The 16,829-nt window shown below is 68.4% G+C and carries 17 protein-coding genes and 2 riboswitches; of the genes, 4 read left to right on the top strand and 13 right to left on the bottom strand.

What is annotated here, in order from left to right; translation table 11 throughout:
- Positions 1-85: 85 nt before the first annotated feature.
- The 3 genes from LC490_RS02985 to LC490_RS02975 all read right to left on the bottom strand — a co-directional run bounded on the left by LC490_RS02985 (position 86) and on the right by LC490_RS02975 (position 1,924).
- Entirely contained in the window at positions 86-589 is a 504-nt protein-coding gene (locus LC490_RS02985) for a hypothetical protein (RefSeq protein ID WP_223619245.1), read from the bottom strand.
- A gap of 133 nt (positions 590-722) precedes the next feature.
- Entirely contained in the window at positions 723-1,187 is a 465-nt protein-coding gene (locus LC490_RS02980; protein WP_223619244.1) for an SRPBCC domain-containing protein, read from the bottom strand.
- A 68-nt stretch (positions 1,188-1,255) separates the two neighbouring features.
- Positions 1,256-1,924, bottom strand: coding sequence for a response regulator transcription factor (locus LC490_RS02975; RefSeq protein WP_031370625.1), 669 nt, complete (start codon positions 1,922-1,924; stop codon positions 1,256-1,258).
- A gap of 116 nt (positions 1,925-2,040) precedes the next feature.
- Between LC490_RS02975 and LC490_RS02970 the strand changes: the two genes are divergently transcribed.
- A complete protein-coding gene (locus LC490_RS02970) occupies positions 2,041-2,421 on the top strand; it encodes an endonuclease domain-containing protein (RefSeq protein WP_223619243.1) in 381 nt (126 codons plus the stop codon).
- 320 nt (positions 2,422-2,741) lie between these two features.
- Here LC490_RS02970 and acs read toward each other — a convergent pair whose 3' ends face one another.
- Positions 2,742-4,694 carry an acetate--CoA ligase gene (gene acs / locus LC490_RS02965; RefSeq protein WP_223619242.1) on the bottom strand — a complete coding sequence of 651 codons (1,953 nt, stop codon included), beginning with the start codon at positions 4,692-4,694 and terminating at the stop codon, positions 2,742-2,744.
- 301 nt (positions 4,695-4,995) lie between these two features.
- On the opposite strand from acs, the gene LC490_RS02960 reads away from it, so the two are divergent.
- The 3 genes from LC490_RS02960 to LC490_RS02950 all read left to right on the top strand — a co-directional run bounded on the left by LC490_RS02960 (position 4,996) and on the right by LC490_RS02950 (position 8,922).
- Entirely contained in the window at positions 4,996-6,408 is a 1,413-nt protein-coding gene (locus LC490_RS02960) for a DcaP family trimeric outer membrane transporter (RefSeq protein ID WP_223619241.1), read from the top strand.
- An 82-nt stretch (positions 6,409-6,490) separates the two neighbouring features.
- The gene (locus LC490_RS02955) at positions 6,491-8,155 is read left to right on the top strand and encodes an MFS transporter (RefSeq protein ID WP_223619240.1); all 1,665 of its coding nucleotides are present in this window, start codon (positions 6,491-6,493) and stop codon (positions 8,153-8,155) included.
- A gap of 179 nt (positions 8,156-8,334) precedes the next feature.
- The gene (locus LC490_RS02950; RefSeq protein ID WP_223619239.1) at positions 8,335-8,922 is read left to right on the top strand and encodes a uracil-DNA glycosylase family protein; all 588 of its coding nucleotides are present in this window, start codon (positions 8,335-8,337) and stop codon (positions 8,920-8,922) included.
- A 31-nt stretch (positions 8,923-8,953) separates the two neighbouring features.
- Here LC490_RS02950 and LC490_RS02945 read toward each other — a convergent pair whose 3' ends face one another.
- The 9 genes from LC490_RS02945 to LC490_RS02905 all read right to left on the bottom strand — a co-directional run bounded on the left by LC490_RS02945 (position 8,954) and on the right by LC490_RS02905 (position 16,818).
- Positions 8,954-9,559, bottom strand: coding sequence for a trimeric intracellular cation channel family protein (locus LC490_RS02945; RefSeq protein WP_057972042.1), 606 nt, complete (start codon positions 9,557-9,559; stop codon positions 8,954-8,956).
- Between the two features lie 158 nt (positions 9,560-9,717).
- Positions 9,718-9,824: riboswitch (glycine riboswitch) on the bottom strand.
- Positions 9,825-9,932, bottom strand: a riboswitch (glycine riboswitch).
- 237 nt (positions 9,933-10,169) lie between these two features.
- Positions 10,170-10,919: an ABC transporter ATP-binding protein gene (locus LC490_RS02940; protein ID WP_223619238.1), complete on the bottom strand. Its 750-nt coding sequence runs from the start codon at positions 10,917-10,919 to the stop codon at positions 10,170-10,172.
- Positions 10,916-11,905, bottom strand: coding sequence for a hypothetical protein (locus LC490_RS02935; protein WP_223619237.1), 990 nt, complete (start codon positions 11,903-11,905; stop codon positions 10,916-10,918). Before LC490_RS02935 ends, LC490_RS02940 begins: the two co-directional genes overlap by 4 nt.
- 168 nt (positions 11,906-12,073) lie before the next feature.
- Positions 12,074-12,892: a kanamycin nucleotidyltransferase C-terminal domain-containing protein gene (locus tag LC490_RS02930; protein WP_031370616.1), complete on the bottom strand. Its 819-nt coding sequence runs from the start codon at positions 12,890-12,892 to the stop codon at positions 12,074-12,076.
- Positions 12,893-13,055: 163 nt separating this feature from the next.
- A complete protein-coding gene (locus LC490_RS02925; protein WP_031370615.1) occupies positions 13,056-13,394 on the bottom strand; it encodes a hypothetical protein in 339 nt (112 codons plus the stop codon).
- 207 nt (positions 13,395-13,601) lie between these two features.
- A complete protein-coding gene (locus LC490_RS02920) occupies positions 13,602-13,775 on the bottom strand; it encodes a hypothetical protein (RefSeq protein ID WP_161786073.1) in 174 nt (57 codons plus the stop codon).
- A gap of 12 nt (positions 13,776-13,787) precedes the next feature.
- Positions 13,788-13,958, bottom strand: a complete 171-nt coding sequence (locus LC490_RS02915; RefSeq protein WP_161786072.1) for a hypothetical protein — start codon at positions 13,956-13,958, stop codon at positions 13,788-13,790.
- Positions 13,959-14,404: 446 nt separating this feature from the next.
- Positions 14,405-15,610: a fatty acid desaturase gene (locus LC490_RS02910; protein ID WP_031370614.1), complete on the bottom strand. Its 1,206-nt coding sequence runs from the start codon at positions 15,608-15,610 to the stop codon at positions 14,405-14,407.
- 320 nt (positions 15,611-15,930) lie between these two features.
- Positions 15,931-16,818, bottom strand: a complete 888-nt coding sequence (locus LC490_RS02905) for a CHAD domain-containing protein (protein ID WP_223619236.1) — start codon at positions 16,816-16,818, stop codon at positions 15,931-15,933.
- Between the last annotated feature and the right edge of the window lie 11 nt (positions 16,819-16,829).

Below are 16,829 nucleotides of genomic sequence, written 5' to 3'. Positions count from 1 at the left end.
GACTGCGCGGCGGCGCATTGAGGCGGCCAGCTAACACCCGCGCCGCGCGGTTTTCAAGTTTGTGCGCGGGTTGCGGTTTCGCGGATCAGGCTTCTTCCCAGCTGATCCGCACCTCGTGCTTGCCGAGGATGAGGCGATATTCGAACGAAAAACTTTCCCCCGGGTCGAGCGAGCCGACCAGTTCGATGCTGCCGTCGTCCAAGGTCTTGGTTGCATACGCGCCGGCCTGCACCAAAGCCTGCAGACGGCGTGCAGCCGCCGGCTGCCAGTACTTCGAGACCGCGGCGAACAGGCGCTCGATGGCGACTTCACGGGAAGGTGCGGACGCGCCGGGCGCATAGACCAGACTCACCGTCGTGCCGTAATGCACGCAACCGCCGCTGGCGACCGTGACCGTCTCGCCGTTGCGCAGTGTCCAGACGGCGGTGCCGGTGGCGGCATCGAGTCGGCCGCCGTGGCGCGCAGCGGCTTGCCGCATGCGTTTGGCGAGATAGTCCTGGTCGAAGTCGCATTCGATGTCCTGCGCGGCTGCGGGCAGCGCGATTACGAGCATCGCCAACGACAGCATCCAGCGGGTCGAGCGATTCATGCCGCTTCCTTTCTCGATGGCGGTCCATTGATGGCGCGACTATGCCGGCAGCTGCGTTGCCGATTCAATGGCCGTCCGCGGCAACTCGCATCGCGCCGACGGGCGGCGAGCGTGGCCGCGCAACGGACGCTCGTTACCGCGCCTGGGCTTCGCAGTAACGCTTGAGCACCGCCAGGGTGACTTCCCAGTAGAAATTCATGTGGCCGTAGACCGCATAGTCGCCGAGATTGCTCAGGCTCAGCTCGAGTCGCGTGCCGTGGCCGCTCGGATGCAGCCGCAATGCGATGCCGACGTGGTTCTCGGGCGCGTCGGCGAGCGCGCGCCGCGACAGCGAGCTCCAATGGCTGTATTCGAGGACGCGCCCGGCTTCGAAGGCGCGAACGATGCCGCTGTTCTCGAAACGCAGCCGTCCGTGCAACACGCCGCGGATCACGATCGGGCTGCCGATGGCCCAGTCGGTGACGACTTCGAGCGGCTCCTCCGACATCCACGCCGGCATGCGCACAGGATCGGTCAGCGCCTGCCACACCGTCGTCGGCGCGGCCTGGATGTCGATGCTTTTGGTTACCGGGTCGGGGAAACTCGGGTGGCCGTCCATCGTCTGCGGATTCCCTGCGAGGGTTCGAGTGCGCGCAAGCGGCGAGCGGTGGTCGCCGGTGAACCCGCTTACTCGACCTCTTCCGGCGGCGGCACGATCGCGCTGGGATCGAGGGCGAGACGGCCGGCGATCAGCACCGCCTGGGTGCGGTTGTTGGCGCCGAGCTTGCGCAGGATCGCGGTGACGTGGGCCTTGACCGTCGCTTCGGAGACGCCGAGTTCGTAGCCGATCTGTTTGTTGAGCAGGCCGGCGCCGAGCATCTGCAGAACGCGGAACTGCTGCGGGGTGAGGTCGCGCAGGCGTTGCGCGGCTTCGTGTTCGTCGGCATTCGCGGCCGGCGCGGCGAAGGCGGCGGCCGGCGCCCAACGGTCGCCGTCGAGCACCGTGGTCAGCGCCGCGCCGAGCGTCGCCGCGTCGGCGGACTTGGGAATGAAACCGACCGCGCCGTGATCCAGCGCGCGGCGCATCGTCGCCGGCTCCTCGCGCGCCGACACCACCACGATCGGCAACTGCGGATGCAGCGCGCGCAGATGCACGAGCGCGCTGAAGCCTTGCGCGCCGGGCATGTTGAGGTCGAGCAGCAACAGATCGGCGTCGGATTCGGCCTCGACCAGCGCGTACAGCGCATCGACGCTGTCGGCTTCGCGCAGGGCCGCGTCCGGCAGCACCCGCGCGACCGCGCCGCGCAAGGCTTCGCGGAACAGCGGGTGGTCGTCGGCGATCAGCAGGGTCGGCATGGGGCGGGCCTGGTCGGGGGAAGGGTGCTGCGGACGACGTACATGGCAGGAATCTTACGTCGTACAGGGGGTTCGTCCGCTATTGGACGATGGGTGAAGGCGGGTGAAATGTGGGTATGCATTCGTATGAACCCGGTCTCAGAACGCCCGCACGCCGCCTGCGAGGCGGTGCCAGCGCCGCCGAACAGCGGTTGTGGCGGCTGTTGCGGCGCAAGCAGATGCTCGGCGTGCAGTTCTACCGGCAGAAGCCGTTGCTGCGTTATGTGGTCGACTTTTATGCGCCGGCGGCGGGGCTGATCGTCGAAGTCGATGGCTCGCAGCACGCCACCGATTCAGGCCTGGCGGCGGATGCGCGGCGGACGGCTGCGTTGGAGAGGCTGGGGTTGCAGGTAATCCGGTTCGACAACCTGCAAGTGCTCAGGGAAACGGCTGCGGTGATGGAGGAGATATATCGCGTCGTGTCCAAGCGTTTGCCTGGGATCGTGAGTCAAGATTGAAGGCGAAAGCCGAAGCAAATCCCCCCTGCCCCCCTTTTTCAAAGGGGGGAACAGCAACAGCACGGGTATACCAATGCCAGCTTGAGCTGACGCTTGAGGTGGAACTTGAGGTGGAGCTTGAGGTGGAACTCGAAGTGGAGCTTGAGCTGCCCAAGCAAGGCTATTTGCAGCCTCGCTCACGAATCACCCAACCCGGGAATCACCTTCCTACCGAATCCCCCCTTTGAAAAAGGGGGGCAGGGGGGATTTGCTGTTGCTGTTGCTGTTACCGCCACCCCATCGGCACGGCCGCACAACGGCCGTGCCCGCTGGCAACGCGCTTACCGCCCCAGTCGCTCGCTCACCAGGCTCTCGACCACCGACGGGTCGGCGAGCGTGCTGGTGTCGCCCAACTGATCCGGCGCGTTCTCGGCGATCTTGCGCAGGATGCGGCGCATGATCTTGCCCGAACGGGTCTTCGGCAGGCCCGGCGCCCACTGCAGATGGTCGGGCGTGGCGATCGGGCCGATCTCCTTGCGCACCCAGGCCACCAGTTCCTTGCGCAATTCGTCGTTCTGCGCTTCGCCGGCGATCAGGGTCACGTAGGCGTAGATGCCCTGGCCCTTGAGGTCGTGCGGGAAACCGACCACCGCCGCTTCGGCGACCTTGGGGTGCGAGACCAGGGCGCTCTCGACTTCGGCGGTGCCGATGCGGTGGCCGCTGACGTTGATGACGTCGTCGACGCGCCCGGTGATCCAGTAATAGCCGTCGGCATCGCGGCGGCAGCCGTCGCCGGTGAAGTAGCTGCCGGGGTAAGTCTTGAAATAGGTCTCGATGAAACGCGGGTGGTCGCCGTAGACGGTGCGCATCTGCCCCGGCCAGGAATCCTTCAGCACCAGATTGCCTTCGGCCTCGCCTGCGAGCTCGCCGCCGTTGGCGTCGACCAGGGCCGGCTGCACGCCGAAGAAGGGCTTGCTCGCCGAACCGGGCTTGAGGTCGATCGCGCCGGCCAACGGGGTGATCAGGATGCCGCCGGTCTCGGTCTGCCACCAGGTGTCGACGATCGGGCAACGCGAATCGCCGACGACCTCGTAATACCAACGCCAGGCTTCGGGGTTGATCGGCTCGCCGACCGTGCCGAGCAGACGCAGCGAGGCGCGCGAGGTCTTCTTGACCGGCTCGTCGCCGTCGCGCATCAGCGCACGGATCGCGGTCGGCGCGGTGTAGAACACGCTCACCTTGTGCTTGTCGATCACGTTCCAGAAACGCGACACGTCCGGATAGTTCGGCACGCCCTCGAACACCAGCGCGGTGGCGCCGTTGGCGAGCGGGCCATAAACGATGTAACTGTGACCGGTGACCCAGCCGACGTCGGCGGTGCACCAATAGATGTCGTCTTCGCGCAGGTCGAACACCGCTTCGTGGGTGAAGCTGGCATAGACCAGGTAACCGCCGGTGGTGTGCAGCACGCCCTTAGGCTTGCCGGTGCTGCCGGAGGTATAGAGGATGAACAACGGGTCTTCCGCGTTCATGCGCTCGGGCTCGCAGGTTTCCGGCTGGCCTTCGACCACCGCGTCGTACCAGCGGTCGCGCGGCATTTGCATGTCGACCGCGGCACCGGTGTGGCGCACCACCAGCACGGTTTCGACCGAGTTGGTGCCGGGCAGCTTCAGGGCCGCATCGACGTTGGCCTTGAGCGGAATCTTCTTGCTGCCGCGCAGGCCTTCGTCGGCGGTGATGACGAGCTTGCTGGCGCAGTCGGCGACGCGGTCGGCGATCGAGTTCGGGGCGAAGCCGCCGAACACCACCGAGTGGATCGCGCCGACGCGCGCGCAGGCGAGCATCGCCACCACGGCCTCGGGAATCATCGGCAGGTAGATGGTGATGCGGTCGCCCTTCTTGACGCCGAGGTTGCGCAGCGCATTGGCCAGGCGGCACACGCGCGCATGCAGCTCGCGATAGGTGATGTGCTCGGCCGGCAGGTTCGGATCGTCGTGCTCGAACAGCAACGCGGTCTTGTCGCCGCGCTCGGCCAGATGGCGGTCGAGGCAATTGACGCTGGCGTTGAGCTCGCCGTCCTCGTACCAGTGGATGTGGAAGTCGGCCAGATCGAAGCTGACGTTCTTGACCTTGGTCGGCGCCTTGAACCAGTCCAGGCGCTTGGCCACGCCGCCCCAGAACGCGTCGGGGTCGGCGACCGATTCGGCGTAGAGACGTTCGTAGTCTTCGCGCCGGTAGCGCGACTTCGCAGCGAAGTCCGCGTCGGTCGGGTAGACGGTGACGGGGTGAGTCATGAGTGGGGGCTCCGTAAGACGGCTGGGATTCGGGATTGGGGATTCGAGAATCGACCAAGCCATCATCGCAGCTTACGAATCCCGAATCCGCAATCCCCGCCCTCGACCCGTCGGGCTTCCCAGTTTGCCGCATTCATCGCGACCGCCGCTGCGGCACCCATTTAGACCTTGGTCGTAACTTGGTCGTAAATGGAGAACTGAATCGCGCCGTTACGACCAATGGCGAATGGTGAAGCCGTCTCGGCCGCGCGCAGGCTGGCCGCAGCCGCACGTACCGCGCGGCGTTCCTCGGGAGGGAATCATGACGTTCACTAGTGTGCTCACACGCACGGCACCGCGGCGCGCGGCGATGCGACGGCGGCCCCTGGCCGCGGCCTTGCTGGTCGCCCTGGCGCTGCCCGGCCTAGCTTTCGCGCAGACGGCAAAGGAAAAAGAACTCGAAACGCGCGTCGCCGAACTCGAACGCATGGTCCAGCAACTGGTCTCGCAACAGCAGCAGGTGCAGACCCAGGTCACCGAGGTCAAGGCCGCACAGGCCGCCGCGCCGGCCGCGGTCGCGGCGACGCCGGCCAAGCCCGGCATCCAGAGCACGCCGATCTCGACCGCCGGCAACCCCGGCACCCGTTTCAGCTACGGCGGTTTCATCAAGCTCGACGCCTCGGTCACCCAGACCAACGACGGCGACATCGCCGACGGTTCGGTCGGACGCCTGTTCTACGTGCCCAAGGCGATTCCGGTCGGCGGCGCGGCCACCCGCGAAGGCGGCAGCGACACCGACATGGGCGCGAACTTCTCGCGCTTCTGGTTCGCCGCCGACACCGACCTGGAAAGCGGCGACAAGCTCAAGGGCTATCTGGAATTCGACCTCTACGGCGGCGGCAGCACCGCCTTCACCGGCAGCGAGGTCGCCACCAACACTTACGCGCTGACGCTGCGCCAGGCCTACGTGACCTGGAACAAGTGGATGGCCGGCCAGGCCTGGTCGAACTTCCAGGACACCGCGGCGTTGCCGGACACGGTCGACTTCCTCGGCCCCACCGAGGGCACGGTGTTCGTGCGCCAGGCGCAATTGCGCTACACCAGCGGCCCGTGGTCGTTCTCGATCGAGAACCCGGAAACCGTGTACACGCCGTTCCGCGGCAACATGGCCCAGGTCGCCGGCGACGACGGCGCGGTGCCGGACGTGACCGCGCGCTACACCGCCAAGGGCGATTGGGGCCACTTCAGCGTCGGCGCGCTCGCCCGCCAGCTCAAGTACCAGTCCGGTCGCATCAACGACAGCAACACCGGCTACGGCCTGAGCCTGTCGGGCAAGTGGAACCTCGGCGCCAAGGACGATCTGCGCTACATGGTCACCACCGGCAGCGGCATCGGGCGCTACGTCGGCCTGGCGCTCAACAACGACGCCGTGCTCGACGCCAGCGGCGACCTGGAAAACATCGACCTGGTCTCGGGCTTCGTCGGCTGGCGCCACGCGTTCACCCCGAAGCTGCGCGGCAACCTGTTCTATTCGCGCGCCGAGTACGACAACAAGACCGCATTGACCGGCCTGGGCATCACCAAGTCGGCGCAATCGGCCCACATCAACCTGATCTATACCCCGATCCCGAAACTCGACCTGGGTGCCGAGTACATCTGGGGCCAGCGCGAGATCGAAAGCGGCGACCGCGGCGAGATCAACCGCCTGCAGACCCACGTCAAGTACAGCTTCTGATCGGAAAGTCGCGACAGCAGTATAGAAAGAATCGCCCCGGCGGGTCCCGGCCCGCTCCTCTCCACTGTTCGGGGGAACAGACATGTCCAGCATCACCGCAAACGCAGCGCCGCAAAGCACGCCGCTGACCAAGGACCACAAGAAGGTCATCTTCGCCTCCAGCCTCGGCACCGTGTTCGAGTGGTACGACTTCTACCTCTACGGTTCGCTCGCCGTGATCATCGGCAAGCAGTTCTTCGGCGGTTTGAACGAGACCAGCCAATTCATCTTCGCCCTGCTCGCCTTCGCCGCCGGTTTCGCGGTGCGGCCGTTCGGCGCGCTGGTGTTCGGCCGCCTCGGCGACATGATCGGACGCAAGTACACCTTCCTGGTCACCATCGTGATCATGGGCCTGGCGACCTTCCTGGTCGGCATCCTGCCCAGTTACGCCACCCTGGGCATCGCAGCGCCGGTCATCCTGATCACCTTGCGGCTGTTGCAGGGCCTGGCGCTCGGCGGCGAGTACGGCGGCGCGGCGACCTACGTCGCCGAGCATGCGCCCAACGGCAAGCGCGGCCTGTACACCAGCTTCATCCAGACCACCGCAACGCTCGGTCTGTTCCTGTCGCTGCTGGTGATCTGGGCCTGCCGCAATTACCTCGGCAAGGAAGATTTCGAGTCCTGGGGCTGGCGCATCCCGTTCTGGTTCTCGGTGATCCTGCTCGGCGTGTCGGTGTGGATCCGCATGCAATTGGCCGAATCGCCGCTGTTCCAGCAGATGAAGGCCGAAGGCAAGACCTCCAAGGCGCCGATCACCGAGAGCTTCTTCTCCAAGAACGGCAAGATCGCCCTGTTCGCCCTGCTCGGCGCCACCGCCGGCCAGGCCGTGGTCTGGTACGGCGGCCAGTTCTACTCGCTGTTCTTCCTCACCAAGACCCTCGGCATGGACCCGAACCAGGCCGATATCTTCATCGCGATCGCCCTGGCCCTGGCCACCGGCGGCTTCATCTTCTTCGGCTGGCTGTCGGACAAGATCGGCCGCAAGAAGATCGTGCTGGCCGGCTGCCTGATCGCGGTGTTCACCTACTTCCCGGTGTTCAAGGCGCTCACCCATAACGTCAACCCGGCGCTGGAAGCCGCGGTCGCCGCCTCGCCGGTCACCGTCACCGCCGATCCGGATCGTTGCGCGTTCCAGTTCGACCCGGTCGGCAAGGCGACCTTCAAGCAGTCCTGCGACATCATCAAGTCGGCGCTGGCCAAGAAGGGCATTCCCTACGTCAACGCGGCCGGCCCGGCCGGCAGCGTCGCCACGGTCAGCATCGGCGGCGCCAGCCTGAGCAGCTTCGAAGGCGAATCGCTCGACGGCGCCGCCTTCAAGACGCAGTCGGAAGCCTTCGGCAAGCAATTGAGCGAAGCGCTGCAGACCGCGGGCTATCCGGCCAAGGCCGACCCGGCGCAGATCAACAAGCCGATGGTGATCGCGCTGCTGACCTTCCTGGTGCTGCTGGTGACGATGGTCTACGGCCCGATCGCCGCCTGGCTGGTCGAGTTGTTCCCGACCCGCATCCGCTACACCTCGATGTCGCTGCCGTACCACATCGGCAACGGCTGGTTCGGCGGCTTCCTGCCGTTCACCGCGTTCGCCATCGTCGCCGCCACCGGCAACATCTACAGCGGCCTGTGGTATCCGATCATCGTCGCCGCCATGACGGTGGTGATCGGCGCCTTGTTCCTGCCGGAAACCAAGGACCGCGACATCACTGCATAACGTCTCCGCCCGCTAGCGCTGCAACGACGACGCCGGCCTCGCGCCGGCGTCGTCTTTTGCGCTGCCGCCCTGCGCTGCGGGTTCGCGGCTTGACAGGGTTTTGCGCCGCGACCAACACTCGGCCGCTGCTTGCTCGCGCAAAGCCGACCGCCGCCGCCTTCTTGCCGGAACCGATGCCGATGGAATCCCTTGCCGCCCTGCTCGCCGACGTTCGCGCGTGCAGGCTGTGCGCCGCGCATCTGCCCGATGGCCCGCGGCCGGTGCTGCAGATGAGCGCGCAGTCGCGCATCCTGATCGCCGGACAGGCGCCCGGCCGCAAGGTGCATGCGAGCGGCCTGCCCTTCGACGACGCCAGCGGCGAACGCCTGCGCGCCTGGCTCGGTCTGGATCGCGAACGCTTCTACGACGCTGACCAGGTGGCGATCCTGCCGATGGGCTTCTGCTATCCCGGCACCACGAAGTCCGGCGACCTGCCGCCGCGGCCCGAGTGCGCGCCGGCCTGGCGCCGGCGTCTGCTGGCGCAGTTCCAGCGGCTGCGCCTGACCCTGGTCATCGGCCAGTACGCGCAGGCCTATCACCTGCCCGACGCCGGCGACACGTTGACCGCCGCGGTCGCGTCCTGGCGCGAGCGCTGGCCGCATACGGTGGCGCTGCCGCATCCGAGCCCGCGCAACAATCTCTGGCTCAAGCGCAACCCCTGGTTCGAACGCGAGCTGGTGCCGGCCATCCGCGAACGGGTCGCGCAGGCGCTGTCCGAAGACGCTTGAGCGAGCTCTGCAGCGCAGGCTGCGCCGACGCTCACTGATAAACGAACTTCGGCATCTCCCACTCGTAGCGGATCGCCAACAGGCGCAGGGCGAAGCCGCCGCCGAGGCAGAGCAGCACGCTCAGGTTCTCGGCGACGCCGAAGCGCAGCATCGCCAGATAGGCCACGCCGGTCAGCAGCGAAATCACCGCGTACAACTCGCGCTGGAACACCAGCGGGATCTCGTTGCACAGCACGTCGCGCAACACGCCGCCGAACGCGCCGGTCAACATGCCGGCGATGACGACGATGACCGGCGCGTGCCCGCCTTCGCGCGCGACCGAACAGCCGATCAGGGTGAAGGCGATCAGGCCGAGCGCATCCAGCCAGAGGAAGGCGCGGCGCAAGCGGTGCAGTTTCTTGGCCAGGAAGGTCGCGGCGATCGCCGCGCCGATGGTGTAGCCCAGGTACTCGGGATGCCGCACCCAACCGAGCGGGTAGTGGCCGAGCACGATGTCGCGCAGCGAGCCGCCACCGAGCGCGGTGACGCTGGCGATGATGACGACGCCGAACAGGTCCATGCGCCGCTTGCCGGCGGCGAGCGCGCCGGTCATGGCTTCGGCGCTGATGGCGATGAGATAGATCAGTTGCAGCAACACGGCGGTTCTCCGTCGGGCGGGCACGAATGAACCGCGGCCGGGCACGAAGACGCGAGCGCGCCGCTGCGATGAGGACGCGGCCGGGCGGCACGGCAAGCGCAGGCGCGGCCGTGAGCCGCATGCGCTTGCCTGTCTCCGTGGCCCGAAGGCCGCGGTGCCGCTCCCGCTGTCCTTTTACCTGAGAGTTTGGGCGGCGCGCTGTCGCGACAGCGGCCGCTTGCCCCTTCGGTGGGCCGCGTCGCGGCCTCTCTCCAGATCGGCGTGTTCGTTGCAGTGTTCCGGCCGATGAAGGGCCGAGCCTGAGCGATTATGGGAGCCTGCGCCTTCGGCGGGCAGCGGCCTTCGGCCGGCGCCACTCTTCTGCAACGGGGGCATGGTAGCAGTTGGGTGGCGCATCCGGAGCCGGGGCTCATCGGTAGCGCCGATGTTTGCGGGATCGCGGTCGCGGCTTGCGACCGAAGGAAATCCCCGTGGGCCTACCCTTGAAGCGGCGTCGCTCTTGGGTAGGAGCGGCGTCGCTCTTGAGTAGGACCGGCGCGAGCCGCGACCACGCAATGGCATCGACGACGCCACCGGCCGTAAGACGATGGCGTCGCGCCGCTGCCCCAAACTACTCCGCATCTGCCGGCCGCTCGTCCGCCAAGGCCTCGACCATCGACTGCTCCAGCGACCGCTGCGGGTCGGCGCGGATCGCATCGAGCTCGTCGGCCGGCCAATCACGACGCAGGCGCCCGTCCATCAGCAACAGCGCGCGGCTGATGAAGCGCTCGGCGACGTCGAGCGAATGGGTCGCCAGCAACACGGCGGTGCCGCGATCGAGAGCTAGCTGCTGCAGATGGCGTTTGAGCGCGTAGGCGCTGAGCGGGTCGAGGCCGTTGAGCGGTTCGTCGAGCACCAGCAAGGGCGGCTCGCCGAGCAGACCCAGCGCGATCGCCAGTTTCTGGCGGGTGCCGAGCGAGTATTGGCCGATGCGGCGATCCAGCATCGGCGCCAGCGCCAGGGTCTCGGCGAGGGCCAGCGTCGGCGCGGGAATTTCGCTGAGCTCGCGCGTACCGGCGAACAGACGCAGGCATTCGCGACCGGTCAACAACGGCGGCAGACGCGCCGGGTCGACTGCGAAGCCGAGCAGGCGCCGCGCCTGCAGCGGTGCGCGGGCGAGGTCGTGGCCGCCGATCAACACGCGCCCCGCGCTCGCCCGCTGCAGCCCGGCCAGGCAATGCAGCAGGGTGGTCTTGCCGGAACCGTTCGGACCGATCAGCGCGGCGAACTCGCCGGCCTGCAAGCGCAGATCGATGCCGTGCAGCACCGCGTGCTCGTCGTAGCGGTGCTGCAGGCCTTCGAGTTCGAGCAGGACGGTCATCGCGACAAAGGCCGGTGAAGGAGGGGACGCAGCGCAAGCAGCGCCGGCCATGAAAGGATGAGCAGGATCGCGAGCAATACCGGCGCAGCACGCCAGGTCAGCGACAACAACGCAGCGCCGACGCTCGCGAATGCCAGGGCGCAGAGCAAGGCGAAGGCCGGATACCGCCAGGCCGCCTGAGCCAGCCGATGCGGCGCGCGCGGTGTGCTCGCCAGCAGGGCGTCGGCATCGAGCGTCGCGGCGACGCAGGCCTGCAGGATCAGACTGAACCAGGCCAGCGCGATGGCGATCAGCAACACGCCGATGCCGCTGCTCGCGCCGGTCGAACTCGGCAGGCCGAACAGCACCGCGCCGATCATCCAGGCGTGACCGCCGCGACGCCAGCGCAACACGCCTTCGCGCCGTTGCCAGTCGCTGAGGTGCGGCAGCCGCGCGTCGTCGAGCCAGACCAGGCCGAACACCGGCAGGCGCGCGCCTTCGCGCAAACGCTGCGCCGGATGGCGGCGATGGCGCAGGGCCGCGAACAGGCCCAGCACGGCGCCGAGCGCGAGCCCGCCGTCGACGACCCAGTAGGCGGCGCGCAGGCTCGCGCGGTCGCCACCGCAGGCGGCGAGCACGGTCGCCGCGAATGCCATCGCCGCCAGCGTCGCCAGGCCGGCCAGCAAGACCAGGCTGCGCGTGGCCCGCGACGGTTCGATCGGCGCCGCCGCCCACCACCCCAGGCGCAGGTACTCATCGAGCGCGATCGAGCGTCCGCGCGCGACCGCATACGCCGTAGCGATGGCGAGCAGACCGAACGGCAGCGGCAAGCGTTCGATCAGGCGCGGCAGGGCCTCGGCCAGGGCCGCGGCATCGCCCCCCCAGCCACGCAGCAGCAACGGCAAGACGATCGCCGCGGCGGCGGCCGCCGACAGGGTCCGGCCGCGTCGCCATGCGCCGCCGCGCGCGGCGACGAGGCGCGCTTCGGCGAACCAGGGATGCAGCATTCGGCCCATCGCAGGAGGCCCTCGGCGATCGATCGGGAAACCGGAGTCGGCGCTGTCGACGGCACTGCGCAGGACCCGGCGGCGACGCGCGTCGCGCTCATGCGGGCGCGCCGGTTACGCCCCGCAGCGGTCCCATCGACGATGCGGACTGTACCGGATCGGCGCCGCTCAGCGCTCCGACGCGGCGCAGCGCAGTTCCAGCGCGTCGTTCAAGGAAGCGGCGTGCGCCCATTCCTCCAGGCCGGTCCAGACTCGCTCCACGGCCATGCTCAGCACCACTTCGTCGCGCAGATCGCCCTGGCCCACCAGGCCGAACAATTGCGCCGCGCCGTCCGGCCCGGGCAGGTCGGCGGCCTCGTCGAACATGGTTCCGCTCGATGCGAACACGTGCCGCTCGGCCAGGCCGATCAGGCAGGCCAGGTGCTGGGCGAACTCGCAGGCGAGCAGGGACAGCGGTTTGCGCGCATAGCGATTGCGCAGCTTGCCGACCAGTTCGTACAGCTCGCCGACCACGATTTCGGCCAAGGCCGCGTCCACCGCCTCATCGTTCGGATGCGCGGCGAGCGAGCGCAAGGTCTCGACCAGGGCGCCGTGGTCGGGCGCGATCCACAGCGCGCGCGCATGCACGAACTGGCCGTGGCTGAGCGCCCAGCCTTCGTCGACTTCGCGCGCGTAGGCCTCGATGGCGGTGCGCGACATCAGGTTGAGCTCGGCCTTGCCGCGGCCGTGCACCCATTCCAGGGTTTCGTCGTAGTCGGCGCCGAGGGCGTCGTCGTCGAGCACCGCCCACAGTTCGATGTCCGAGTACGGGCCGTCGCCGTCGCGCGCGGTCGAGCCGTACATGGCGACCGCCAGCAGGCGTTCGCCATGGACCTGGCGCAGTCGTTCGACGATCAGTTCGGCCAGTTCGCGGCGTTGTTCGGAAGTGACCGATTGGGGGCCGGCGAACAGCGTATCCAGTTCGCCGCGGGGCAATGCGTAATTCATCGCGACTAGGTATCACGCGCGGCGCAGCGGCGGCAATTGCGCAATCCGGGCAATGCGACGGGCTGCGGAGAATTCGCCGGATGCGCATCGCGCAACGCACCGGAAACGCGACGCTCGTGACCTTAGCGTTCGCCTCGGCCCAGCGAGCCGTTCAGGCCGGCGATCACTGCGGGGGCGAGGCCAGTTCGCGCGCGTCGAGCCAGCCGTCGCGGTTGCGGTCCTGTTTGCCGAAACGCTCGGCCAGGGTCAGGCGATGCTGCTCGCGCGACAGCGCGGCGCGTGCGCCGCGGCCGCTCGCGGGCTGCTCCTGCGCATCCAACTGGCCGTCGCGGTTGGCGTCCATCGCGTCGAAGGCGTAGCTGAGCCAATCCTGGTACTCGAGCAGCGAGATCTTGCCGTCCTGGTCGCCGTCCATGCGCGACAAATAGTCGCCGGTCGAGGCGACGTGCTGGGCCGCGCAGACGAACGGAATACAGAACGCGATCGCAATCAGTCGGCGCATGCACGGGAACCGGGTGGCGCCGGGAACGGCGGCTTTGCCGCGCAGCCTGACGCGGGCGGCGGCGCCAGGCAAGTCCGGGCCGCGGATCGCGGGATCCTGCGCTGCCGACTCGGCCGATCAGGGTTGCCGGCGGCGCGCAGGCGACGCCGGCAACACGGGTGCGCACGGCGCAAGGCAGGTCGCGCACGGATCATCGACCGCCTCGGATCAGGAATCGTCCATGCAGCAGGCGAAGCGATTGCCGCCGAACTGGCAGCCGGCCTTGGGCGCGCAGCCCTCGGCGTACTTGTTGTCGGCCTGGGCCGCGCCGAAACCGACCGAAGCGGCGAACAGCGCGGCGATCGCCAGGTACTTCACGCGGGTGCTGCGAAAAGTCCTCATGGTTCGCGATCCTCAGGGCAGCATGCAGCAACCGACGCGCTGGCCGCCGTACTTGCAGCCGGCCTTCGGCGGGCAGCCTTCGCGGTAGGGACTGTCGGCCTGGGCTACGCCGAAGCCGATGCCGGCAGCGAACAACGAGGCCAGCATGAGCAGCTTGATGCGCTTGCTACGGAATACCTTCATCTGTTCTGTCTCCTTTGCTTGAAGCGCGGCCCCGTCCCTGGCGCGCGGCGCGTTCACGGGTGGCGGGTTCGTCCTTGCAATGACGTCGGTCGCGTGCGGCGCAGGGCGACACGGGCAGGCAGGAAAGAGGGAATCGGAAGCGGCGCGCGGACGGCTGCGATGGTCCGGGCAGCGATGTCTCGGGCAACGATGTCCCTGCGCATGCGGCATCTCCTTATGCGGCGCGGGACGCGGTCCGGCGCGGCGACTCCATTTCTGCGCACGCTACACCCTCGCCGGGCGGCAAATGCTGATGGGCGTCGCGGTCCTGAAGAGGCTGCCGCGCAGGGCGGCGGCCGAGCCGTCGCGGCCTGCACGGCGCGCTGCATGTGCGGCAATAAAAAACCCGCGCATCGCTGCGCGGGTTCTTATTGGAACGACCCAACCGGCGAACCGGCTTCGAACGCTCAGTGGCGCGCCGGCGCCAGCGCGTAGCCCTTCATGCGCGCGGAGAACGCCTGCAGCGACTGGATGCCGCTGGCCTCGGCGTCGACGCACCAGGCGTGCAGACGGTTCAAGGTGGCCTGCGCATCGTGCGAACGGTCGTCGAGCACCTGCGCCAGGCGCTGGCGGAATTCGGCCAGGGTCGCCATGCGCGGCCGCTCGTCGATCCAGCTCTGCAGGCGCGCACGCGCGCCGTCGTCGAGCCAGCGGCCGCCGTCGGCCAGGCCCTTGCGCAGACGACGCGGCAGGGTGCGCATGCGGTCGCCGGCGTGCGCGGCTTCTTCGCGCAGGGTCGGCAGGGTCACGCTGCGGTAATAGTCGGTCATCGCCTGGAAGCGGATCGCCAGCAACGCGCGCAGGGTTTCGGTGTCCGGCATGGCGATGTTCGGGCGCACGTCCAGGGTCGGCGCGACGCGCAGCACCTTGGCCAGGCGCACGGCCTGCAGGCCGCGAATCGCCGCCCAGCCGATGTCGAACTCCCACTTGCGCAGGGCGAACTTGGCCGAGCTCGGGAAGGCGTGATGGTTGTTGTGCAGCTCTTCGCCGCCGATCCAGAAGCCCCACGGGGTCAGGTTGGTCGCGGTGTCGGTGGTCTCGAAATTGCGATAGCCCCACCAATGGCCGAGGCCGTTGACCACGCCGGCGGCCCAGAACGGAATCCACACCATCTGCAGCGCCCAGATCGCCACGCCGGCGAAGCCGAACAGGACGAAACTGATGAACAGCAGCAAGGTCGGGCCGAAGGTCGCATGCGGCGTATAGAGCTTGCGTTCGATCCAGTCGTCCGGGCAGCCCTTGCCGTATTTCTCGATGTCCTCGCGCTCGCCGCGCGCTTCGCGGTAAAGCTCGACGCCGCGCCACATGACCGTGTCGATGCCCTTGAACTGCGGGCTGTGCGGGTCTTCCTCGGTCTCGCACTTGGCGTGGTGCTTGCGATGGATCGCCGCCCACTCCTTGGTGATCATCGAGGTGGTCAGCCAGGTCCAGAAACGGAACACGTGCGCCAGCGCGGGATGAAAATCGACCGAGCGGTGCGCCATCGAGCGATGCAGGTACAGCGTCACCGACATGATGGTGAGCTGGGTGACCGCGAGGAAGTACACGGCGAGTTCCCAGAAGCCGGCCTGGACCAGGCCGCCGGCAAGGAAATCGATCAGGGAAGCGGGCATTTCGAAACTCCGACAGACCACGGGGGCCGGCCCGAAGCGGCCGGTCCTGAGCAAATGATGCCACCCGGCGCGGACCCTTCGCGCCGGTACGGCTCTGCGATGTGATGGGGTCGTTTATTCCAACGGGCAAGGACGCCCGCAACGGGCGCGGCCGAAAGGGTTCAGCCGGCGCCCGCCGACCGGCGGGCGCGGCAGCCCGGCCCAGCCTGTCTTCCAACCCGTTTTGCTCCCTCTCCCTACTCCCTTTCCGGCTCGCGGCGACCGCAGAAAGTGCAAAGCTGAGGGGGTTGGGGCGAGGGTCCAGCAGCGAGGAACAGCCCTTAGTCCGAGCCGCGCCCTTCCCCATTCACGATCTCCCCGCGCGACCGCGCCAGCTCGCCCTCGGCATAGCGCCGCAAGGCGCCGCGGTCGGCCTTGCCGAACACCGAACGGCGCCCGCAATGATCGAGCAGCAGGTTCAGGTCCTGGGCCGCGCCGAGGCGCTCGATCGTGTGTTTGTCGAACTTCGGCGCATCGCGGCCCAGCTTGGCCGCTTTCAGGGCGCGTTGCTGCTGCGACAACCGCCGCGCACGCCGGCGCCAGTCGTGCCAGTCCTCGTCCACGCCGCTGCGGCGCGCGCGTTCGGCGCCGCGGGCGACCCGCGCCAGGCTGGCGGTGACCGCCCCGCGCCAGTCCTCCGGCTTCAGGCCGTCCCAGGGCAGCGCCCGCAGCGCGGCGCGCAACACCCGCAACAAAGAACGGCGCGCGCCGAGCTCGGGGTCGTCGGCGCGGGCCTGGTGCGCGACCCGCGCGCGGGCCTGCGCGGCGCGGCGGCGGGCGCGGCGCAACAGGGTGCGGACCTCGGCCTCGAGCGACAGGCGCAGCAGACGGTCCAGGGTTTCGACCAGCGCATGGGCGTCGCGCAATGCCGACAAATCGCGGTTGAGCCGGCGCAACTCGCGGTCGACCAACACCGCGCCCGGACCGAGCGCGCCGCCGCCGAGGGCGAGCGTGGCGCGGACCCGCCGCAGCCCCTTGCGCGCCAGGTGCACGCCGGCATGGATGCGATTGCCGCGCCAGCCCAGGGCGTCGAGCGCCATGTCGATCTCGGCGCTGGCGAAACTGCGCAGGCGCCGGCCCGGCGGGTGCGCGGCCGGTTCGTCCGGCGCCTTCGCGGCGAGCCGTGACCGGTGTGCGGCGGCTTCCTCGGACGCAGGCGCGTGCGGCATGAAGCGACTCC

The organism is Lysobacter sp. ESA13C, assembly GCF_019970005.1.
Taxonomy (GTDB): domain Bacteria; phylum Pseudomonadota; class Gammaproteobacteria; order Xanthomonadales; family Xanthomonadaceae; genus Lysobacter; species Lysobacter antibioticus_B.
The sequence above is the reverse complement of the archived record's forward strand: the minus strand, read 5'-3'. Positions and strand labels throughout refer to the sequence as shown.